A 21,287-nucleotide genomic window follows, 5' to 3' on the forward strand; every position below is an offset into this window, starting at 1 on the left:
CTCCATGTGTTTGGATATCCGTTGGAAACGGGTTGTGACGGATTACTGCTCGCCATTGGCTACTTTCCCCGGCGCCGCGGCCTCGATCATGGCCGCGATCTGATCGTCTTTAAAGCTGTTGACCTGGAAGGCCTTGGCCGGGCAGACCCCGGCGCAGATGCCGCAGCCCACGCACTTGACCTCGTTGTGGCTCACCTTGCCGTCGGTGTCGATGAAGGGGGCGCCGTAGGGGCAGTTGCGGACACAGGCCAGGCAGCTCATGCAGAGGTCCCGGTTGTGCTTGGCCACGGCCCCGGAGACGGCCAGCTCTTTTTTGGAGAGGAGCACCCCGGCCCGGCCTGCGGCGGAGAGGGCCTGACTGATGGTTTCGTCGATGTTTTTCGGGGCGTGGGCCAGGCCTGCCACGTAGTAGCCTTCGCTGGGAAAGTCCACGGGCCTGAGCTTGACGTGGGCTTCCAGGAGAAAGCCGTCGCTGTTGGTGGTGAGTTTGTACCTTTCGGCCATCTCCCCGGTGGCGGGGTGAGGGTTCAGCCCTGCGGCCAGCACAAGGCGTTGAACCACGAAGCGGATGGGAAATCCGGCCATCTCGTCGTTGAGGCGGACCTCAATGCCGTCGGTTGACGGGGTGAGTTCCGGCATGTTGTCCAGGCTGTAGCGCACGAAAAGGACTCCTAAGTCCCGGGCCTCGGCGTAGAGCATTTCCCGCATGCCGTAGGTGCGCATTTCGCGGTAGAGGATGGTGACGTTGGCCTTGGGGTTGGCTTTTTTGATGGCCACGGCGTGTTTGACGGACTCCTGGCAGCAGATGCGGGAACAGTAGTTGCGGGGCTCGCACCGGGACTCTGCGCACTGGATAAACAGAACGTGCTCCCGGTCCTTCGGGGGGGCCTGCTCAAGGGAGGCCTCAAGGTCTCGAAGGATCATGACCCGGCGGTCTTCTCCGTAGAGAAAGGAGGTAGGCTCGTGCCAGGTGCCGCCGGTGGCCATGATCACGGCGCCGTGCTCTACGGTGGCCCCGTCGGTGAGGGTGGTGGTGAAGTTGCCCACGTAGCCTTCGCTGGTCTCCACTTCGGCTGCGGCGTGAACGGTAATCCGTTCATGGGTTGCCACGCGCTCCAGGCTTTGCCTGAGGCACTGGGCCACATCGCCTCCGTCCCAGCTTGTGGAGACTCCGGCCAGGAGTCCGCCGGGCTGGGTCTCTTTTTCCACCAGGTCCACCCCGTACCCCTGATCGGCAAGGGAGAGGGCGCAGGTGAGCCCTGCGATGCCCCCGCCCACCACCAGGGCCCGGGGGGTGACGGGCACGGTGGCGGTGGCCACGGGCATGAGGCGCAGGGCCTTTTCAATGCTCATGGAGACGAGTTCTTTGGCTTTTTGGGTGGCTTCTTCCCCTTGCCCCATGTGGCACCAGGAGCACTGCTCCCGGATGTCGGCCAGTTCAAAGAGGTAGGGGTTGAGGCCTGCGGCCCGGATGGTCTCCCGGAAGAGGGGCTCGTGGGTCCGGGGGGTGCAGGAGGCCACCACCACACGGTTGAGGCCTTTGTCGGTGATGCGTTGCCGGATGATCTCCTGGCTGTCCTGGGCACAGGCGTAGACCAGGTCTTCGGCGTGGACCACTCCCTTGATGCCCGAAGCGATCTCGGCCACGGACTTGACGTCCACGGTCTGGGCGATGTTGACCCCGCAGTGGCAGACAAAGACCCCGGCGCGGGGCTCGTCCTCTGCGGTTACGGTTTCCGGAGGGAGGGTTCGCGTGGTGATCTCCGTGCCCCTGGCCTCGCTGAGAAGGGCCATGGCAGCCCCTGCCACGGCGCTGCCCTGGGCCACGGTTTCCGGGATGTCCTTGGGACTCTGATAGCAGCCGGTGACGTACACCCCGGGCCGTGAAGAGGCAACGGGAGAAAAGGCACCGGTTGTGGGGAACAGGTGGGCGTCGGTGTCGATGCCAAAGGTTTCGGCAAAGGCAGCGGCGTCTTTTCTGGGCTCCAGGCCCACGGAGAGGACCACCATGTCAAAGGACTCGGAGATAAGGGTTCCGTCGGGACGCTCGTAGCGAAGGGTGAGGTTGCCGTCTTCGGCTGTCTCCCGGACATCGGAGATCATGGCACGGATGTAGCGCACTCCGTAATCGGTTTTGGCCCGTTCGATGTAGCGGTCGAAATCTTTGCCGTGGGCCCGCATGTCCATGTAGAAGATGGTGGGCTCCACGGCGCTGTCGTGTTCTTTGGCGATGACGGCCTGCTTGGTGGTGTACATGCAGCAGACCGATGAGCACCATGGGTTGCCGTTGTGGGGATCCCGGGACCCCACACAGTGGAGCCAGGCGATTTTTTTCGGATGGGTGCCGTCGGCGGGCCGGGTGATGTGGCCCTGGAAGGGGCCGGAGGCCGAGAGAATGCGTTCAAACTGCAGGGAGGTGACCACATTGGGCCACCTGCCGTAGCCCAGTTCCTGGTGGATGGTGGGGTCGTGGCGGGTAAGGCCCGGGGCAAGGATCACGGCACCTGCTCTCAGGGTGAACTCCTTGTCCGTGTCGTCAAAGCGGATGGCCCCGGCCGTGCAGACCTTTTCACAGGCCCGGCACTTGCCCTTGGTGAGGTAGATGCACTGGGAGGCGTCAATGACCCGGGTGGAGGGAACGGCCTGGGAGAAGAGGGCGTGGATGGCCTTGCGGGGGGCCAGGCCCTGCTCAAATTCCGAGGGCACTTTTTTGGGGCACTTCTCTTCACAGCTTCCGCAGCCTGTGCACTTGGCGGGATCTACGTACAGGGCCTTCTGGTGGATGACGGCGGTGAAGTCCCCCGGGGCGCCGTCCAGCCGGGCCACCTCGGAAAGGGGGTGGATCTCGATGTTGGGGTGGCGGCCCACCTCCACCATTTTGGGGGAGATCATGCACATGGAGCAGTCCCCGGTGGGGAAGGTTTTGTCCAGCATGACCATGGTGCCGCCGATGGAGGATTCCCGCTGGATCATGTGGACCTTGAAACCGCTGTCGGCCAGGTCAAGGGCCGCCTGCATGCCGCCGATGCCCCCGCCCACCACCAGTACGGAGCCGCTTGTGTTCGTCATGGATGCCTCCCTGTCATGGGGAACCCGGTGTGTGTGAGGTCAGGTGCCGGGTCCGTGCGAAGTCTGAAGGTGTTGTTGTCGAAGTCCTTCGAGTGGTCGTGATCCGGAGCCGCGTAGAAGGCGTGTGTGCCTGTGTCTGCTTCGGATGTCGAGGTGTCAGGCTGTTCGGGTCTCTTCCAGGATGCCGGTTTCCTTGATCAGGCCGGTGACGTCGATGAAGTGCTGTTTCATGTTGAGGGAGTCCATGGGGAGCCCCAGTGCCAGCCCGGCGAGTTCGGTGATGAAGTAGACGGGCAGCCTTTCGTAGATGCCGTGGGCATTGCAGAACCGTTCTTGATAGGCGTCCAGGTTGAGCTGGCACATGGGGCAGGTGGTGACGATGCAGTTGGCCTTGCGGGCCAGGGCGTCACGCATGATCTTTGCCATGAGGGTCATGGCCGTGTCCGGGTCGTTGATGGCGGCGGACGCGCCGCAGCAGGCGGTTTTGTAGCTCCAGTCCATGGTCTCCCCGCCAAAGAACTCCACCAGGGTTTCCATCCCCCTGGGATTTTCCACATCATCGGAGACGGGCACGTCGTAGGCAAACCGGGTCATGCAGCCGTAGTAGCAGGCTGCCTTGATGCCGTTTAAGGGGTGGATCACCTGTTCTTTGACCCCGGGCTTTGCCGTGGCCTTGAGCAGGACATCCAGAATGGTGAGCAGCTTGAGGGAGCCGTCCACCTTGCTGGTGAGCTCCCGGTTGATCTCCGAGAGCAGGGCGGGGTTCTCCTTTAACCGGACCTGGCTCATGAGCAGGCTGGAGTAACAGCCTGAACAGGGGACCACCATCTCGTCGAAGCCCGAGGCTTCGGCAATGCCCAGGTTCCGGGCGGGAAGGGCCACGGCGAGGAAATCATCGAACTTGCCTGCGGAGGTTGCCCCGCAGCAGCTCCAGTCGGAGATCTCGGTGAGTTCGATGCCCAGGGTGGAGAAGACAAGGCGCGTCTGGTGGTCGTAGAACTGCGACGACTGGTGCAGGGAACATCCGGGGTAGTAAGCCAGCTCCATGGGGTCCTCCGATTGAAGGTTGTTGGATATCCGTGTCGGGTGGGTATCCCGGGCCGCCCGAAATGGCTCCTGCCATTACCGGGGCTGCGGGGCGCTTTTGCTCTTCTTTTTCTTTTCCATGGCTTGTTTATAAAAGGAACGGACTTCGTTGCGGCCTTTTGCCGTCTGGAGCTTGAGATGGAGACGGCGTTGCTTCAGCATGGCACCCATGAGGAGGGTCTGCTGGCGAATCTCTTTCCAGACGGCGCCGAACTTGAAGCTGACGAGGTTTTTGGCCATGTGTTTCATCTCGTAGGATCCCATGAACTGCACTTCATTGACCCGTCCCCACCGGGTGCATCCGGTGACGAAGGAGTCGTGGAAGTAGGCGATGGTGGGGCTCATGGGAACGAGGTTGTCTTCGCGGCTCATTTTCTTCAGGGTTTCGGTGACCCGGCCGGCCTGGATGTCGTTGGGGCAGCGGGTGCCGCAGGTGTAGCAGGAGACGCACTGCCAGACCAGGGCGTTTTCCAGGGCGGCTTTGCGGTTTCCCGTGATTACCATGCGGATAAGCCGGTCCGGGGTGAAGCCGATCTCTTCACCCACGGTGCACCCGGATGCGCAGCGTCGGCACTGATAGCAGGCGAAGATATTCTGGTTGGAGCGTTCCATCACCTCAACGGCGAAGTTCCGTGCCTCTTCCGGGTCGTAGGTCCAGACATCCATGAATGCCTCCTTGGATGGGCGGCCAGCGTGGGTTGGTATTCCTGAAATCAGGTGAAGGAACCACCTGGGTCATGTGCCGTGTGCGTCGGTGCGGTGTGGGTGTGTCGTCATTGCCCGTGGCGTCGCGCGGCAGCTTGAAGAAGAGGTGCGTCAGACTCTGCTCAGGAGGCGTTGGAGGTGAGGTGCATCAGAAGGCTGTGAATCGTGTTCTTTGCTACAAACAGTAATGTAATAACCTGAGGAAGTCAAATATTTTTTGAATGATTATTCCTTGAGAGGTAAAACTATATTGATGAGTTCACCCAGGCCCGCTGCGATCGTCCCGAGTGGATCGGGGCATCGACAACTTGGGATTTCGGGCTCATTTTCTTGAAATCACACAGTCCTTGGGGTAGAGTGACCCCATGAGTGCAACCACGGATCACGACGAGAGACGGTGTGCCCGCCACCCTGAGCGGGAAGGGCGCTATTACTGCAGCAAGTACGGTCGCTATCTTTGCGATGAGTGTGCTACCTGTGCGGACCCGAAGCTTTATTGCAAGTTCCGGACCCAGTGCATCATCTGGGAACTGGAGCGTTACGGAGGATCGGGGAGCGTTGCCCGGTAATTTCCGGCGGCTTTAAAAACGGCCTTCGTTGCGCTTTGGACCGTTCGTCTCGGCCCTGCCCATTGAACATACCTGAAAGGAGCAATACCATGTGCGAATCCAATGTGTACCTGAAGCACGGCGACCAGGAAGAGCTGGTCATGGAGAACGTGGCCGCCATCACGCCGGCCGATAACGGGGTGTACGTGCTCCGCGGCCTCCTGGGTGAGGTCAAAGAGGTCAAGGGGGTCCTTGCGGACATCAACCTCATGGCCCATCGCATCGTCTTTACGCATGCTTCCTGATCAGGTTGCGTGCTTGCTCCCGTGCCGTTACCTTAAAAAAATGGCCGAGGCCAACGGCCTGGGGCGGGTGCGGTTCGCCGCCCATGAAGCAATGCTTTTCGGCACGCAAAAGAGCTGGTGGGGCACCGGCAAGCAGCGTCCGCTGCCCCATGAGGGGGTGGACCTTTGCCGGTACTATACCGAAGGGGGGGAGCCTCGAACCCTGAGCCCGGGAACGTCTGTCCCCGCAGCATTTGACGGAGAGGTCTGGGAGGTCTCCGACGACGATTTCATCGGGACCTCCCTTTTTCTTCGCCATGGGGGGCCCAAGGGGCCTTTTTTTACTGCCTATGCCCATGTGACCCCGAGAAAGGGCCTGGCCCGGGGCGATGTGATTGGTCGGGGAGAGCCCCTCGCCGTGCTGGCAGATCCTTTACGGCGGCATCTTCGCATTGCCAGCCATCTTCATTTTTCACTGATGACTTTTCCGGACGACCTTTCCCGCAAGGCCCTTCGCTGGGCCACCATGGGAGCAGAAGGGGCGGTGTGTTTCCACGACCCGGCGCCTCTGCTGGGGGAGGAACTCCTCCTGTGCGGGGAGGCCGGGGACGCCTCCTTTTGGGCGTCGGGATAAGTCTTTCTGCTTTATGACGACGTTGATTCACCACACCGATGAGAGACGTCCCATGGGGACGAAAACCATTTAACCGGGGTTGACCAGATGACACGACACGACCATGGGTTGGGGTGGGTGAGGCCGGTTCGACTTTCCATGCCTTCCCTTTCAGATAACAGCGCGGATATGGACCGGTTGCTTCGGGCGCTCTCCGGCACGGGCACCCGCCCGGCTGTGGACTATTCTCTTTTTCAGCGGGTGAGTCGCCTGTTAAGGCAGTGGGATTTTTCCGCGAGGTGCGTTCTGTTTCAGGGGGGCGGGCAGCTTGAGCTCCTGGATATCCTCGATCCCCGGGGAGAGTCCAGGGCCCTGGGGGTGGCCGTGGACCTGGGCACCACCCGCATCGTCATGCGCCTTGTGGATCTGGAGAGCCGGGAGACCCTCTCCGAGACGGTGATGGATAACCCCCAGATCAGCCTGGGCAGCGATATCCTGACCCGGATTCACCATGCGGCCACGGACGAAGGGGCCGAAGAGTTGAAAACCCTGGTATGCAGGGGGGTGGATGACGGTTTGGAGACCCTCTGCCTCCAGGCCGGGGTCTCGGTTCAGGAGGTTTACATCGTGGCGATTTCGGGGAACACCGCCATGACCCATCTGTTCATGGGGCTCCCTGCGGAGCATATCATCCGTGAGCCTTACATTCCGGTGACCAACACCCCGGGGACCCACAGAGCGTCCCTGTTCCTGGAACACACCAACCCGGAGGGGCGCGTCTTTTTCTTTCCCAACATCGGCAGTTACTTTGGGGGGGATTTGATCTCCGGGATTCTTTTTTCCGGTATTCACAGGCAAAAGGAGACGTCGCTCCTTGTGGATGTGGGGACCAACGCGGAGGTGGTCCTGGGCAACCGGGACTGGCTGGTGGGATGTGCCGGGGCCGCTGGCCCTGCTTTGGAGGGGGGCGTCTCTTCCATGGGCATGACCGCCGGGGACGGGGTCATTGACCGGGTGCGCAGGGACGGTGACGATTTTACCGTGGGCACCATCGGTCATTTGCCGCCGCTGGGGGTCTGCGGGTCGGGATTTATCGACCTGGCGGCTGTCCTTTTTTTAACGGGCATGATCGATGCCAAGGGAAAACTCGTGGAGTCGGCCTGCAAGGGGCGCTACACCATGGAGCACGGCCTGCCGGCCCTCATTGTTGTGCCGGAGGAGACATCGGGTACCGGCGGCGCCATCACCGTCTCCCAGGCCAGCCTGGACAGCCTGATCCGTTCCAAGGCGGCCATGTACACCATTTTGGAGACCATTGTCATGAAGGTGGGGGTGGGGTTCGGAGACCTGGAAAAAATCCATGTGGCCGGGACCTTCGGGGCCTACATCGATCCCGAATCCGCCATCTCCATCGGCATGATTCCGGACCTTGACCGCAACCGGTATGAAAAGATCGGGAACAGCTCCCTGGAAGGGGCAACCCTGATGCTTTACGGGGATCGCTACATGGACGAGGCCGACGCCATCAGGGACCGGATCACTTATGTGGAACTCAACGTCGATCAGGATTTCATGATCCGCTTCAGCGGGGCCAAGTTCATCCCCCACACCGACCCCGATCTTTTTCCCACGGTGACGAAGAAATAAGGGGGGAATCGTCCAAAAGCATGCCTCTGGCGGCCAGCTGGGCGCAACGTCACGCTATGGAAAACACCTCGAATGTTGGTTGCCGCCGGGCCTTAACCCTTGTGGTTAAAGCCCAGCGGTATTTTTTTGTTCGAGCCCTGAAAACACTGTGCATTTCGTGCCTGTAAGGGTACGCGCCCTTAGCCCTTAGCCCTTAGCCCTTAGCCCTTAGCCCTTAGCCCTTAGCCCTTAGCCCTTAGCCCTTAGCCCTTAGCCCTCAGCCCCTTCAATATCTCAACCCAAACCGATCCAACGCTCCTGAAAGCTCTTGCCTGAAGGTGTCGGAACGGACAATGCGGCGCAGTTCAATGCTCTCCACCTCAAGGACCCTGTGCAGGTCTTCCTGGGAGAGATTCAGGAGCTTTTTCACGCCAAAGAGGGTCTCGGCCGGTACCTCGGCAATGGACCGTGCCATGTTCACCGTCTCCTGTTCCAGGCGATCGGGGGGGACGATACGATCCACGATCTTGATGCCCAGGGCCTCCTTGGCGGTGATGTCGTCTTTTCTCAAGAGAAACTTCGAGGCCGCGGCGGAGCCGATCATGCGGGGGAGGAAATAGGCGAGGCCTCCCTTGGGAACCAGGCCGATGTTGTGGTAGGGGTTCTGGTAGACGCTTCCCGTGGCCAGGATGCGGTAGTCGCATGCCAGGGCCATGCTGAGAAAGATGGTGTCGATCTGGCCGCGATCGGCGTGGATGACGTATTTGTTGACGGTGGCAAGCTTGAGGATAAATTGATTCAGGGCACAGTAGAGGCGTTCCAGCTTGTCGTAACTCATGCTGCCGCAGGCCACCTTTCGGTAGAAATCGATGTACTCATCTCTTCCTTTTTTCCCCTTGGCCCCCATGAGTATAATCACTTTGACCGACGCGTCGGATGTAAAGCGTTTGAAGTAGTCGAACATCAGCTCCTTGATGTCAATCTCGCTGATGGTGTTCACCAGGTCGTTCTTCAGTTGCAACAGGACAATGGCGCCTGATCGGTAACATGAAAAAATCGGTGTGTCGCCGCTGCGGTTTTCAAACATGGCTGCCTCCGATGGTTGACCAGGGGTTGTTAGGACTGGAATCATTTTTTGCACCTCATCATCGTCAATCATTGCAGAAGGTGTCTACATACTCTCGGGCCTCGCGTATGGCCTCTTCTGCGGCCTCTCCCCTCATGCTCTCCATTTTTCCCGTTTCCGGGTTGTAAGTCATGACGCCCTGTTTCAGGTAATCGTCGATCATTTTTTTGTACCGCGCGCATGTGGGGTTGTCGTCGGTTGTGGCCGAAATCGGTACTGAGGCGTTAGGGTCGTCGGCGTTTTTCTTGAAGGCGTTGATTTTCTCCAGCAGGGTGACGGGGTCGGTCTGCAGGGCGCTTTGGGAAACACAGACACCTTCAAGGAGAACATAGGTGTCGTCACAGGTGCCTTCCACCGGCATCTTCATGGCGGCTCCGTCCGAGGCCATGGCCGGGCAGGGAGCGAACACCAGAACCGCCAGGAGGAAGCATGCAAGTCCGGGTAGATTGAGTCGTGATGTCATGGGGGGGGTCTCATCTGTTTTGTCCCCGGGTAAAAAACGGGGATGCGGTTGGGGTATGTATGGTGATGACCTGTTTGTCCGATACAATCAGTATGTTGCCGAGGTTCAGCGGGGTGCTGATGTATCGTTTTAAATGCGGCCGGTACCCATCCTATGGACGAGTATTGCTTGATAAGATCATAGTTTATGTAGTAAATCAAGTTTATTCGATGGCTTGGCTTATATTTCGAACGATACCGGATCCGGACAGGCGCGAGGCCATCATAACCCCGAGACTGGAGTTGCACCATGCTGAACGAGTACACCCGATACGATGGCCTGGGCCTTGCGGAGCTTGTACGCAAAGGAGAGGTTCATCCCCGTGAATTACTGGAGAGTGCCATTTCAAGGGCGGAGCGGATGAACCCGGAGTTGAACGCCATCGTTCACACCTTTTCTGAGCGGGCCAGGGCCCAGGCGGCGGGGCCCCTGCCCGACGGCCCCTTTACGGGCGTGCCCTTCCTTTTAAAGGACCTCATGGACAATTACGAGGGAGAGCCTTTGTGCAAGGGGAGCCGGGGAATCCGAGCGGTCCCTGGGGAGAACAGTGAGCTGGTCAACCGGTTCATGGCCGCTGGCGTGGTGCCCTTCGGAAAGACCAATACCCCTGAGTTCGGCCTCACCATCACCACGGAACCCAAATCGTCGGGGCCTGCCCACAACCCATGGAAGCGGGGTGTCAGCACCGGGGGCTCTTCGGGCGGGTCGGCCGCTGCGGTGGCAGCAGGCATTGTGCCCATGGCGTCGGCCAACGACGGTGGGGGATCCATCCGGTTTCCCTCGGCCTGTTGCGGTGTCTTTGGTCTGAAGCCCTCCCGGGGCCTGAATCCCCTGGGGCCGGAATCGGGCGAGGCCTGGGACGGTGCCGTGGCCGGGCATGTCATCACCCGGAGTGTTCGGGACAGCGCCGCCATGCTTGATGCCACGGCCGGACCGGAGGTGGGAGCGCCCTACCGGGTTGCCCGGGGACATGGAACCTACCTTGACGCCTGCCAAGCCGATCCGGGCCAGTTGACCATTGCTTTTTCCAGTCGCCCCCTGACCGATGCCACCCTGCACCCGGAGGCGTTGCGGGGCCTGGAAGCCACCGTCAAGCATCTGGAAGGCCTCGGCTACCGGGTGGAAGAGGCCGATCCCCCCATCAACACCGACGCGTTGTGGCGTGACTTTTTTATGGTGGTCTGTGCCCATGTGGCAGCGGAAGTTGCGTTTACCGGAAAAGAGTACGGAAAAAAGGCTGTCGCCGCCCTGGAGCCTTCCACCCTCAACATGGCCATGATCGGCCGGTCTTTTTCCGCCTGCGATCTGGTGATGGCAAAAAAAGGATGGCATGAGGTGCAACTTGCCATGGGGCGGTTCCTCACCCGGCACGACCTGTTTCTTACTCCCACCCTTATCGGCCCTCCCGATCCCCTCGGGGTGCTGCCTCCCTCAAAGTTCGAGGACCTTCTGCTGAAAATGGGCAGCCCCGTTAAAACAGGGCGCCTCCTTATGAAGCTGGGGCTTGTGAAGCATTTTGCCGGACCCACGTTGAGCCGCATGGCCTTTACGGTCCTCGGCAACGTCTCCGGCCTTCCCAGTGTCTCGATTCCCCTGCATTGGACCGAGGACGGGCTGCCACTGGGCATGCTCTTTACCGGGCGGATGTGCGATGAAATGACCTTGTTCAAGCTGTCCGGTCAATTGGAGCGGGCGTTTCCCTGGGCTGGTCGATACCACGCACTGGATTGAAGAACAGGCGTTGCCGGCATGCGTGGTGAAAGAAAAACGCCTGCCCGTGCGTAACGGGCTTTCCATGGGGCGCGGACCGGTGTATGGTCTTTTTCGTTTTTTATTGTTTGTGTCTTTCCAAGGAACGCCGGGTCCCATGGGTCTTGTCTGTGTTCCGGTAAAAAAATGGAGATGGATGTATCATGTACACGTACGAGCCTTCGGGTGTCTGCGCCAAAAAAATAGATTTTGATATTAAGAACAACACCATAAAAAATCTCGTGTTTACCGGGGGATGCCCTGGAAACCTCCTGGGGATCGGGCGCCTTGTGGAAGGCATGTCCGTGGATGAGGTGATTGCCCGCCTCAAGGGGGTTACCTGCGGAAAAAAGGCCACTTCGTGCCCGGACCAGCTTGCCCTGGCCCTTGAAGAGTGGAAAGCGGGGAGGCTTGAGGCGGATAGTCTGTCGGCCTTCCTGAAGATCGTGGCGAGCTGACGGTCGCCTTCATAAGGTCTTTGGATACGAAACAACAGGTGTTTTACGAACAGGCCATGATCTGGTGAGATCATGGCCTGTTTTTGTTTATGGCGATAGGAATTTGGTATTGTCGAACAGCTTTCGATTGCTGCGACCTGTGTTCTAGAGCTTTTTGTCGCATGAGCCATTGATAAGGGCGATACAGTCAGCGTTTTGAGTGTTTTTTGTCTATGGCGTAAGGTGTGGTGGCAAAATGTAAAATACTTTTCAGGGGGGCGCTGTGTGATGGGTGGATTGGCGTTTAAAAGTCCCCTGTGTATGGTTGCTCATGTGTGTAACTCGCCGGAATATCGAAGATTGAAACGGGTGATTTCAGGGGCGCGTCCGGGGCAATATATGCACGTATTTTATTTTATTCTACTTTGAGAGTAATTATTTGTTGAATAATGACGTAAAGTGTCATATGAAAATTATTCACGCACGATGAAGAGTTAATTGCGATGCGATATGATCATTAAAAAATAGTAAAATTATAACGGTTTTTACTTAAAAATATAACTGAAGTAACGGCTGGGCATGATGAAATAGACATGCACCGAAATGATGGGGCAGAAGCACCCATTATGACGACAGGCGGGTGTCGCCATCGCCAAAAGGCGGCGATCGGCAGTGTTGTAAAATACGAAAGTCCTGTCGTCTGCTTTGTGCGGCCCGGCAAAGGGGGCAGCGAGGACGCCGCCCATTGCCCTTGACCGGGCTGATGCCTTTCATGCCGCTTTCTTCCTTCACACTCCCGGTGATGTACCTCCGGATGACGAGCGGAGCCCACGGTGATGGGCTCCGACGGGCAACCATGGTGCCACCGGACGACCCATGACCATTCGTACCCTCCAGTCATGCACTTCAAGGCCACGTAGCGTATTACCCCGATCTTTAAATAAAGGGGCCTGGCCTGAAAAGATAAACAGACAATCGAATGTTTCGGCCGACCCGACCGGTTCCCGGGCCTGGTCTCCGTCGTGTCCCTGGCAGGCTCGCCACACGAGAGACGAGGCTGCGATGAACCGCGACAGGCCGAGTTGCGATACCCTGGGATATCCCTGCCTTTTTTTGATGTGTGAACCCTATCTGGTTAAGGAGTTAGGAAGTGAAAAAGACTTTTTTTGTCGTGCTGTCCCTTTTGGCCTGGTCCGTATGCGGGTGCGGATTTTCTCCCGTATCACCACCGGAGTGGAAACTTGAACAAGAAGGCATCGTCCTTCACTTCGAAGCAGACAACCAGCTCAACCAACGGCATGGGAAAGCCTACACCCTGTACGTTGTCCTCTACCAGCTCAACGACCCCAACTCCTTCAACCAGCTCTGCCAGGATGAAGACGGGCTCGCCAAGTTGTTGGAGTGCAAGGTGTACGACGAGAGCGTGACTTCCGTAAAGAGTATCTATATCTACCCGGGGAGTGACGTGACCCATCGAATGGAGCGCGCGGAAGGAACGCGATACCTGGGAATTGTGGCGGGATACGGCATGTTGACCCAGGAGCGCATGGTTCGGTTGCTTGAGATCCCCGTGTTTATTGAGCGAGAGAGTGCGCTCAGCTTCAACAAGAAACTGGTTCCCGGGAAGTTGCAGGCGGATTTCGTGCTGGGCCCCGATCAGATTGTCGACGTCGGCGCAGAGGCAGAGGAAGAATAGGCATGGAAAAACCACTTTTCTGGCACCAGGGGCTTTTTCTCCAGCCGCAGCACCTGCAATTGAACCACAGCTATCACGAATCCGCGTTGACACCCTACAACCGGCATATCCAACCCCATCTCACAGGGGTGGGCAACGTCTCCATCCGGAGCTCCGCCGTGTCCGGCTCGTCCATCCACATCGACGCCGGATCATTCTGGTTCCGGGACGGCACCTATGCCGTCATCGGGGAAAACGCCCTCATGGAGCCGAGGCGGTTCCAGAAGTCCTGGGTGGACGGCGGCAAGCCCCTGACGGTGTATGTCGGCGTTCGCAAGATGAACCGGTACCAGGGCAACGTCACCACCCTGGGGCCCGGCGTGCTTCCCGCGGAGGTCACCACCCGCTACCTGGCCCGTGAGGAGCCCGAAAATGTGAGGGACCTGCACCAGGACGGCCCGCCTGCTCAGCTGAAAACCCTGACCCTGTTGCTCAAGGTTTTTTTCCACTCCGAGCTGGACCAGCTGGGGGGCTATGAGTTGATTCCCATCGCCATGCTGGAGAGAAACAGTGACGACATCGCCCTGTCCACCCGGTTTATTCCCCCTGTGTACGCCTTGAGCGGGTCCAGGGTGCTCTGGGGCCTGGTTCAGGATATCTACGACCAGTTGTCCTACAAAGGGCACGAGCTGGAGAGCTACAAGAAAAAACGGGGCGTCCACAACGCGGAGTTCGGCTCCAGGGACATGGTGTTCCTCCTGGCCCTGAGGACCCTTAACCGCTATATCCCCAAAATAGCCCACCTTATTGAGCATAAAGAGGCGCACCCGTGGGACCTGTACGTGGTGTTGCGACAGGTCATCGGAGAGCTCTCCTCCTTTTCTGAGCGCATCAATGTCCTGGGCCAGAGCGAAGAGGGAGGAGCGGGGCTTCCGACTTACGACCACGACAACCTGTGGCACTGCTATTCCCAGGCAGGGGTGATCCTTTCCGCCCTGCTGGATGAGATCACCTCCGGGCCCGAGTACATCATCGAGTTCCAGCGGGAAGACCCCTACCTCAACGCCGTGCTGCTGCCTCCCCACCTGGAGGCCAACAGCCAGTACTACCTCGTGGTGACGGGGCCCGAGGAGGCGGATCATATCCTCGAAGCGGTCAAGATCGGGGTCAAGCTGGGGTCCAAGGCATCGGTACCCGCGTTTGTGGAGCGCTCCCTGCCGGGCATTGGCCTGGAGCACCTGGCTTCTCCCCCACAGGAACTCCCGCGACGCGGCAATTCGTCCTACTTTCGCATCGACAGCCAGGACGATCGCTGGCATCGCGTGGAACGTGAAAAGCACATCTCCCTTTACTGGGAAGGGCTTGCTCCGGATATGAAGGTGGAGATCATGATTGTCAGGAGGAAATAGCATGCATTTGAGCGACTGTTTTATCCCGTTGATGGCCTGTGTGGCTTACGCCCTGCCCGAGGCCGAGCGTAACCAGACGCCTTACGAAGAGCTTCGCGCATCCATCATGGTTCATGTGGATGCGTGTGGGCGCCACCCGGCACGCAGTGAGTTTTCCGAAGAGGATTTCGAGGGGGCCCGGTTTGCCGTGTTCTGCTGGGTCGATGACCGGGTCATGCAGTCGGGCTGGAACGGGAAGGCCCAGTGGCAGAAGGAGTCCCTGCAGCGGATTCACTTCAAGACCTCCCAGGGCGGAGCCGAGTTTTTCACCCGGCTCAAGGAGACGGACCCGTCCCGGCGGGAGGTGTTTGAGGTGTTCTATCTCTGCCTCATGGCCGGATTTCGGGGACGATACGGCATGGAAGAGGACGAGCAGACCTTAGAGGACCTGAAGGCGGGCCTCTGCAGGCGGCTGGTGAACGATGACGAGCGGTTGACGTCCGACGGGCGGGAGAAATGGTTTCCTGCGCCGTACAAGGGGGAGATGCCCGTGGGGATGGAGCCCCGGGTCAAAAGCGGCTCGTCGCTGGTGAGCTTCCTGCTTGTGCTGTCCCCTGCGGTGCTGTGCGGCATCTTGTTCGTGATCTATGGGTTTATTTTAAACAGCGAAGTTCTGACAGGACTGGTGCGATAAATGCGAACATTTCTGAAAGCGGTTCTGATTCTCTGCCTGTTGATGACACTTATCCTGGTGCCCCCCGTGGTGGCCATGTTGCTTGGGTATTCGGTCTGGTCGGGGGCGATGGTGTCTGCAGGAGCCCTGGGGCTGCTCCTGTTTTTTTTCCTGATGCGGTTTCTCTGGAGTCGGTACCGTGAGCGTAAATTCGTCAACGGGCTGGTGTCCAAGGGCGCATCTGCCGAGGACAAGGCCATCGCAAGCGAGCAGCGTAAGCAGTGGAAGATGTCCGTTGCCGAACTCAAGAAATCCCATCTCCGTGTGAAGGGGGACCCCTTGTATGTCCTGCCCTGGTACATGGTCATGGGGGAGTCGGGCACGGGCAAGTCCACGGCCATCGAAAACTCGGGCCTTGTGACCAACCTCGCTCAGCCGCCCCGTGTTTCCGGGGTTTCCGGGACGCGCAATTGCGAATGGTGGTTTTTCAACGAGGCCATTGTGCTGGATACGGCAGGGCGCTACGCAACCCATCAGGACGAGTCCCAGGACAAGCGGGAGTGGCACTCTTTTCTCAAGCAGCTGGCCAGGTATCGGAAGAAAGAGCCCCTGAACGGGCTTGTGGTTACGGTCTCGGCCAAAACACTCCTGACGGGAACCCGGGATGAGATCGAAGAAGAAGGGCGCAAGATCCGGGATCGCATCAATGAGCTGATGAAAGTAATCGGGGCGCGGTTCCCCATCTATCTTCTGGTGACCAAGTGCGACCTGATTCAGGGCATGACCGAGTTCTGCGAGCAGCTTCCCGACGCCGTGTACGAGCAGGTTTTCGGGTCCATCAACGGCGACATGCAGTGCGATGCGTCGTTTTATCTCTCCTCTTCGTTTGCCCAGGTAACGAAAAAACTCCGAAACTACCGCCTGCAGGTGGCACGTTCGCTGGGGGCTGAGAGCGCCCAGGCCCGGGTCCTTTTTTTCCCTGAGGAGTTCCAGGGCATCGAAAGCCGGCTCAAAACCTTTGCAGACGCCGCCTTCAGCAGCAACGTTTATCAGGAACCGCCGTTTTTGAGGGGTCTCTTTTTTTCCAGTGCCCGGCAGTCCGGCCATCCTTTTTCCAAGTTTCCCGAGGCGGCGCGTTTGCTTAAGGGGAAGGGGGGAGACGGGGAGCAGGATGCCGCGGACACCAGCTATTTCCTCCACGACCTCTTTTCCAAAATCCTTCCGACGGATCGGAATATCCATGTGCCCACACGGCGCCTCATTGAAGGCAAAAGGCGTCTCAAGGTCATGGCCTTCTCCAGTCTGGCCCTGGCCAGCCTTACCCTGGGCGTGCTTCTGAGCTACTCGTTTTCCCAGAACCTTTCCATGGTCCGGGAGGTGCAGCGGGAGTACGCCATGGTTCCCTCCCTGCGGGGTGAGCTGGCTGAGGATGTCGACACCCTGGAGCGGCTTCGGTTGCTTATTCGAAACGTGGAAGAGAAAAACGAGAGCCGCCTGCTCCCCGATTTCGGGCTGGACCATTGCAGCGCCCTGGAGCGGGACCTCAAGGTTCGGTACTGCGACCGGTTCCAGGGGGTTTTCCTGGCGTTTTACGACACCAAGATGGGCGATGCCGTGGTGAACTTTTCCGGGGAAACCTCCGAGGGGGAATTGGCAGGCGTGTTTCCCCATTATATCCGCCGCATCAACCTCATTGCCGCCAGGAACCAGGGGGCGGATCCGGAAGCGTTGAACGCCTTGCCCCAGCCAGATTTCAAGAGCCTCTTGATTCCCGATGGGCACTGGGACAACCCCTCCGTCCTGGAATCGGTGTCTGCCCAGTACCTGGACTACCTTGCCTGGGCAAGCCCGAAGATGCTGGCCGGGGAAAAGGCCATGCTGGCCTCCTGGCTCTCCTACGGCATGAAAAACGAGGAGCTCTCCCTTTCGTGGGTCGTGACATGGTGCAACGGCTTGGGAGGGATCCCTTCGTTGACCCTGGCGGAATTCTGGGAGGGGAGTCACCACCTTTCCGATGAGCCTTTTGTGGGGCCTGCCTTTACCCTCAAGGGGCGGGAGCAGGTGTTCGGGATGCTCACGGAGCTGGAGCAGGCCCTGGAGAGCCCCCTGGAGATCGCCCAGAAAAAATCGACCTTCCTCGCATGGTATCACGAGGCCTATGCCCAGTCCTGGCACCGTTTTGCCACCTATTTCCCCAAGGGGCAGGAGACGGTGACAGGAAAAGAGGAGAGCATCTCCACCCTGGTGAGGATGGGCACCCAGGACAACCCCTACTTTGCCTTGTTGAGCGAGATGGCCCTGGAGCTTTCCTTTTTCCCGTCCGAGGTTGAGGAATCCCCCCTGTGGATGGAGCCGATCTTTGAGTTCGAGGCCATTCGGCAGCATGCTCTTTTGTCCACTCAGAAGAAAAAGGGGGTGCCCAACGTGAGGGTCCCCGGCAAGGGGGCGAAGTTTCTCTACAGGATCAAGAAGGTCGCCGGTCCGGTGGGCAAGGAGGACCAGGTGCCCGAGGCCGTTGCTGCCGGGGCCGATGCCTTCAACCGCTATGCCGAGGGGCTTTCCGGTATGTCCACGGCGGCCCTGTCTCCGGCCGGTGCCTTTGCCCTGGCCGGGACCGCCTTTACCGAAGACCCGGTCTCCGGCGGTTCGGCCGTGCGCACGGCCATGCACGGCGAAGAGTCCCTGAAGATCGTCATGGAGACCCACCGGACGCCCCGGGCCCTGTTCCGTACCCTTCTTCGCGGGCCCTTTGACTACCTCTGGGCCGATACCTGCAACACCGCCGGCCGATACCTTCAGGACGTGTGGGATGAGACGGTGCTCTCAGAGATCCAGGGGGTCTACAACAAGAAGAGCATCAGTGGGTTGCTCTTCGGAAAAGGCGGGGCCGTCAAGCGCTTTGTCGCAGGGCCCGCCAAACCGTTCATCGGGAAGAAGAGCAAAAAAGGGTACTACGCCAAAGAGGTGGCGGGCCGGAGCATTCCCTTCACCGACTCTCTGTTTACCTATGTGACCCGCGGCACCTATTCGGTGAAGTCCGAGAAGGCCGTTTTTAAAGTCACCATTGAAGGGCTTCCCACGGACATCAACCCGGAGGCCACCATTCAGCCCCACATCACCACCCTGGAACTTGAGAGCGTGGACAAAACCCAGGTGCTGACCAACCGGAATTACCGGGCCCAGGAGGTGTTTGACTGGTCGCCCAAGGAGGGCGGGGCCGTGACCCTTACCATCGGGGTCGGTGACCTGGTCCTTGAGAAAAAATACATCGGCGGCTGGGCCTTTGCAAAGTTCATCAAGGATTTCTCCAACGGCCGCCACGAGTTTCGGATCCGGGATTTTCCCGAAGAGCGCGCATCCCTGAAACGAAAAGGCGTCCGTTATATCCGGGTCAAATACAAGATGACCGGGACCAAGCCCATTCTCCGGATGATGAACAATGTGGCGGGAAAGCCTCCGGAGGTGATTGTCGCGTGGCTGGACTGATCTGGAGACAGAAGTGGAGCTGGTATCTTGCCGGCAAACACCCCAGCGCCGGCGACTACCTGTGCCTGGGCAAGGCGACGCCCCTGCTCAAAGGGTTCTCCGGGTGGATGGAAAAGGGCTACGGGGGCGTGGATCCCAAGCCCGCCCCCGGCCTTTCCGTGGCATGGCGGTTCTGGGCCTTGGGGCCCAACGGGGAGCTTGTCTGCGGCACGATCAAGGATAGCCGGGACAACCACGGGCGGCGCTACCCCCTGATGATTGTGGGGGCCGGGGCCGTGGCCGAGAGGAATCGCCACTGGGACCTTTTGCCCTATGCCTGTCGGGAGTCGTGGGAAGCACTGGAGGCCCTGGGGGGACGGACCATCACCCGCATTCACGAACTCAAGCGCAGGGTGGCGGGGATCAGGTTTCCTGAGCCGCGCTGGGACAAGCTCTATCGAAGGCGGGAAACGGAAAAGGATACGTTGATATTGCATGAGGGACACCAGAAAACGTCGGGATTCATGGACAAGATGAACAACATCGAGGGGCTGGCGCGGAAGGACCATTTTCTTGTGCCCCTGGATGTCTGTGAGATGAAAGAGGCCCTGGCGCCTGCCGCCAAACTGCTTCGGCTCCTTAAAAAACGCTCGCCCCTGGAACCGGCCATGGTCTTCATCGGGGGCACGGAGGCGGATCGTTACCTGATGTGCCTGAAGCGACCCCTTGTGCTGGAAGATTTTTATACGCTGTGGGGCTCTTCCATGGAGCCGTCGTGATGGAACAGGTTGCCCTGCTCGGCAAAGAGCCCATCAGCGAGGCCGCCCCCGCCGGAGAAGACGTTCGGTATGAGGAACGGTTCGAAGCGCTCCAGGAAGAGATCGACAAGCTCAGCTCTCCCACCTCCCGGGACAGCTTCTCCTGGGAGACCGTGTCAAAGCTGGCCACCGGGATCCTTGCCGAGGACTCCAAGGATCTTCTGGTGGCAAGTTATCTGTGCGCGGCCCTTGTCCACCTTGAGGGTTGGCCGGGCCTTGGGGTCGCAACAGGGGTGTTCGCGGACCTTTTGGAGACCTTCTGGGAGTCCATGTATCCCCCGATGCGGCGTATGGGCGGCAGGCTTTCGGCTGTTCAATGGTGGATGGAAAAGACCGACGAGGCCCTTGCCGGTCCCATGAAGGGGACAGCGGACGCCGAAGCCGTGGGGCGGGTCCGGGGGAACCTGGACAGGATCGATGGCTTTTTGGACGACCACACGGATTTTGACCTGACCTTCGGCCCCCTGGCGGCAACCGTGGAGCGCGTGGCTCCTGCCCAGGAAGCCCCCGCGGAGACCGCGGCGGCGCCTCCCGAAGTAACCAAACCCGTGGTTGAAGCGTCACTTCCCACCGAAGAGGTGACCCTGGACGCGGGAAACCTCCTGCGGAGCATGGCCCCCCTGTTCAAGACGGTCAAGCAGGCCTCCAAAATGGTTCGTGAAGGGGAGATGCAGAGTCCGCAGTCCTATCGCTGGTTGCGGTTTGCCCTCTGGGAGCCCATCAAGGATTTGCCCCTTGCCGACGGAGGCGTTACGAGGATTCCGCCCCCCAAGCGGCAGGTGACGGAGTACCTGGAAAAGCTCAAGGATGAGGAGGCGTGGGAGGAGCTGGTTTCCAGGTCGGAGAGCCAGCTTTACAACCCCCAGCACACCTTTTTGCTGACCTTGAACTACTTTTCCGCCGACGCCCTGTCGCACCTTGGGAAGCGGTATGAGCGGGCCCATGACATGGTGTGTCGCGAGACCCTGCTGCTGCTCCGGCGCCTGGACGGCATCGAGGGGCTCCGGTTTTCCGACGGCACGCCCTTTGCCTCGGACGAGGCCCTGGCCTGGATGGTCGGGCTCCAGGGCTTTCTGGACGGGCAGGCGGAGGGCGACAATGAAAGCCGGAAAGAGGGGGGCGACGGCGGGGATACGGTGGCGGATGAAATCCAGCGCGCCCGGGTCCTGGCGCGGGAGGATGGCAAGCTCCAGGAGGCTGTGGAGGGGCTGGATCGGCACCTTCGGTCGTGCGGATCGGGCAGGGACGCCCTGGCGTTTCGCCTTGGCCTGATCCGCCTTCTGGCAGAGCACCGCCAGGAAAAGATGGCCGTGGCACACCTGGAGCGGGCCTGTGCGGACATCACGGGCTCCGGGCTGATGCAGTGGGACCCGTTACACGCCCTGGCCGGGCTGAAGGTGATCTACACCGTCATGAAAAAACTTCCCGGAAAAGAACACGCGGCGCGGGCCGCTGAGATCCTGTCCATGATCGCGGAGATCAGCACGGTGGACGCGATGAACCTGCAGAGCAAGCGAAAATAA

The 21,287-nt window shown here is 59.6% G+C and carries 17 protein-coding genes; 12 read left to right on the top strand and 5 right to left on the bottom strand.

Annotated elements, in window-relative coordinates; translation table 11 throughout:
• Nucleotides 1-42 precede the first annotated feature (42 nt).
• From MSL71_RS12685 to MSL71_RS12695, 3 genes are all read right to left on the bottom strand, one after another.
• Nucleotides 43-3,069 carry an FAD-dependent oxidoreductase gene (locus MSL71_RS12685; RefSeq protein WP_180140868.1) on the bottom strand — a complete coding sequence of 1,009 codons (3,027 nt, stop codon included), beginning with the start codon at nt 3,067-3,069 and terminating at the stop codon, nt 43-45.
• A 156-nt stretch (nt 3,070-3,225) separates the two neighbouring features.
• The gene (locus MSL71_RS12690; protein WP_180140870.1) at nt 3,226-4,116 is read right to left on the bottom strand and encodes a CoB--CoM heterodisulfide reductase iron-sulfur subunit B family protein; all 891 of its coding nucleotides are present in this window, start codon (nt 4,114-4,116) and stop codon (nt 3,226-3,228) included.
• Nucleotides 4,117-4,191: 75 nt separating this feature from the next.
• Nucleotides 4,192-4,821 (bottom strand): 4Fe-4S dicluster domain-containing protein, encoded by a 630-nt coding sequence (locus tag MSL71_RS12695; protein ID WP_180140872.1) that lies wholly within the window; start codon nt 4,819-4,821, stop codon nt 4,192-4,194.
• Nucleotides 4,822-5,225: 404 nt separating this feature from the next.
• Between MSL71_RS12695 and MSL71_RS12700 the strand changes: the two genes are divergently transcribed.
• The 4 genes from MSL71_RS12700 to MSL71_RS12715 all read left to right on the top strand — a co-directional run bounded on the left by MSL71_RS12700 (nt 5,226) and on the right by MSL71_RS12715 (nt 7,952).
• Nucleotides 5,226-5,429: a hypothetical protein gene (locus tag MSL71_RS12700; RefSeq protein WP_180140874.1), complete on the top strand. Its 204-nt coding sequence runs from the start codon at nt 5,226-5,228 to the stop codon at nt 5,427-5,429.
• Between the two features lie 89 nt (nt 5,430-5,518).
• Nucleotides 5,519-5,713, top strand: a complete 195-nt coding sequence (locus tag MSL71_RS12705; protein WP_180140876.1) for a CooT family nickel-binding protein — start codon at nt 5,519-5,521, stop codon at nt 5,711-5,713.
• Nucleotides 5,714-5,726: 13 nt separating this feature from the next.
• Nucleotides 5,727-6,326, top strand: a complete 600-nt coding sequence (locus MSL71_RS12710) for a M23 family metallopeptidase (RefSeq protein WP_180140878.1) — start codon at nt 5,727-5,729, stop codon at nt 6,324-6,326.
• 87 nt (nt 6,327-6,413) lie between these two features.
• Nucleotides 6,414-7,952 (top strand): ASKHA domain-containing protein, encoded by a 1,539-nt coding sequence (locus MSL71_RS12715; RefSeq protein WP_180140879.1) that lies wholly within the window; start codon nt 6,414-6,416, stop codon nt 7,950-7,952.
• 265 nt (nt 7,953-8,217) lie between these two features.
• Here MSL71_RS12715 and MSL71_RS12720 read toward each other — a convergent pair whose 3' ends face one another.
• Together MSL71_RS12720 and MSL71_RS12725 are read right to left on the bottom strand one after the other, a co-directional pair.
• The gene (locus MSL71_RS12720; RefSeq protein WP_180140880.1) at nt 8,218-9,018 is read right to left on the bottom strand and encodes an enoyl-CoA hydratase/isomerase family protein; all 801 of its coding nucleotides are present in this window, start codon (nt 9,016-9,018) and stop codon (nt 8,218-8,220) included.
• Nucleotides 9,019-9,082: 64 nt separating this feature from the next.
• A complete protein-coding gene (locus MSL71_RS12725) occupies nt 9,083-9,520 on the bottom strand; it encodes a hypothetical protein (RefSeq protein ID WP_180140881.1) in 438 nt (145 codons plus the stop codon).
• A 288-nt stretch (nt 9,521-9,808) separates the two neighbouring features.
• Between MSL71_RS12725 and MSL71_RS12730 the strand changes: the two genes are divergently transcribed.
• The 8 genes from MSL71_RS12730 to tssA all read left to right on the top strand — a co-directional run bounded on the left by MSL71_RS12730 (nt 9,809) and on the right by tssA (nt 21,287).
• Nucleotides 9,809-11,290, top strand: coding sequence for an amidase (locus tag MSL71_RS12730; protein WP_180140882.1), 1,482 nt, complete (start codon nt 9,809-9,811; stop codon nt 11,288-11,290).
• 182 nt (nt 11,291-11,472) lie between these two features.
• Nucleotides 11,473-11,766 carry a TIGR03905 family TSCPD domain-containing protein gene (locus MSL71_RS12735; RefSeq protein WP_180140883.1) on the top strand — a complete coding sequence of 98 codons (294 nt, stop codon included), beginning with the start codon at nt 11,473-11,475 and terminating at the stop codon, nt 11,764-11,766.
• A 1,129-nt stretch (nt 11,767-12,895) separates the two neighbouring features.
• Nucleotides 12,896-13,441 (top strand): type VI secretion system lipoprotein TssJ, encoded by a 546-nt coding sequence (gene tssJ, locus MSL71_RS12740; RefSeq protein ID WP_180140884.1) that lies wholly within the window; start codon nt 12,896-12,898, stop codon nt 13,439-13,441.
• Between the two features lie 2 nt (nt 13,442-13,443).
• On the top strand, nt 13,444-14,829 hold the full coding sequence (gene tssK, locus MSL71_RS12745; RefSeq protein WP_180140886.1) for a type VI secretion system baseplate subunit TssK: 1,386 nt from the start codon (nt 13,444-13,446) through the stop codon (nt 14,827-14,829).
• A 1-nt stretch (nt 14,830) separates the two neighbouring features.
• Nucleotides 14,831-15,502 (top strand): DotU family type IV/VI secretion system protein, encoded by a 672-nt coding sequence (locus MSL71_RS12750; RefSeq protein WP_180140888.1) that lies wholly within the window; start codon nt 14,831-14,833, stop codon nt 15,500-15,502.
• Entirely contained in the window at nt 15,503-18,967 is a 3,465-nt protein-coding gene (locus tag MSL71_RS12755) for a type VI secretion protein IcmF/TssM N-terminal domain-containing protein (protein ID WP_180140889.1), read from the top strand.
• Complete coding sequence (locus MSL71_RS12760; protein WP_180140890.1) at nt 18,955-19,725, top strand: TagF domain-containing protein; 771 nt, start codon at nt 18,955-18,957, stop codon at nt 19,723-19,725. The genes MSL71_RS12755 and MSL71_RS12760 overlap by 13 nt, the downstream gene beginning before the upstream one ends.
• Nucleotides 19,725-21,287 carry a type VI secretion system protein TssA gene (gene tssA, locus MSL71_RS12765; protein WP_180140891.1) on the top strand — a complete coding sequence of 521 codons (1,563 nt, stop codon included), beginning with the start codon at nt 19,725-19,727 and terminating at the stop codon, nt 21,285-21,287. Before MSL71_RS12760 ends, tssA begins: the two co-directional genes overlap by 1 nt.

The organism is Desulfoluna butyratoxydans, assembly GCF_900699765.1.
In the GTDB taxonomy this organism is placed as follows: domain Bacteria; phylum Desulfobacterota; class Desulfobacteria; order Desulfobacterales; family Desulfolunaceae; genus Desulfoluna; species Desulfoluna butyratoxydans.

Bases quoted from the DNA above. Each gene is read 5' to 3' on its own strand.
- MSL71_RS12705 (WP_180140876.1), top strand. From the start codon at position 5,519: ATGTGCGAATCCAATGTGTACCTGAAGCACGGCGACCAGGAAGAGCTG.
- MSL71_RS12735 (WP_180140883.1), top strand. From the start codon at position 11,473: ATGTACACGTACGAGCCTTCGGGTGTCTGCGCCAAAAAAATAGATTTT.
- MSL71_RS12715 (WP_180140879.1), top strand. From the start codon at position 6,414: ATGACACGACACGACCATGGGTTGGGGTGGGTGAGGCCGGTTCGACTT.
- MSL71_RS12695 (WP_180140872.1), bottom strand. From the start codon at position 4,821: ATGGATGTCTGGACCTACGACCCGGAAGAGGCACGGAACTTCGCCGTT.
- tssA (WP_180140891.1), top strand. From the start codon at position 19,725: ATGGAACAGGTTGCCCTGCTCGGCAAAGAGCCCATCAGCGAGGCCGCC.
- MSL71_RS12700 (WP_180140874.1), top strand. From the start codon at position 5,226: ATGAGTGCAACCACGGATCACGACGAGAGACGGTGTGCCCGCCACCCT.
- MSL71_RS12685 (WP_180140868.1), bottom strand. From the start codon at position 3,069: ATGACGAACACAAGCGGCTCCGTACTGGTGGTGGGCGGGGGCATCGGC.
- MSL71_RS12730 (WP_180140882.1), top strand. From the start codon at position 9,809: ATGCTGAACGAGTACACCCGATACGATGGCCTGGGCCTTGCGGAGCTT.
- MSL71_RS12720 (WP_180140880.1), bottom strand. From the start codon at position 9,018: ATGTTTGAAAACCGCAGCGGCGACACACCGATTTTTTCATGTTACCGA.
- MSL71_RS12725 (WP_180140881.1), bottom strand. From the start codon at position 9,520: ATGACATCACGACTCAATCTACCCGGACTTGCATGCTTCCTCCTGGCG.
- MSL71_RS12750 (WP_180140888.1), top strand. From the start codon at position 14,831: ATGCATTTGAGCGACTGTTTTATCCCGTTGATGGCCTGTGTGGCTTAC.
- MSL71_RS12755 (WP_180140889.1), top strand. From the start codon at position 15,503: ATGCGAACATTTCTGAAAGCGGTTCTGATTCTCTGCCTGTTGATGACA.
- MSL71_RS12690 (WP_180140870.1), bottom strand. From the start codon at position 4,116: ATGGAGCTGGCTTACTACCCCGGATGTTCCCTGCACCAGTCGTCGCAG.
- tssK (WP_180140886.1), top strand. From the start codon at position 13,444: ATGGAAAAACCACTTTTCTGGCACCAGGGGCTTTTTCTCCAGCCGCAG.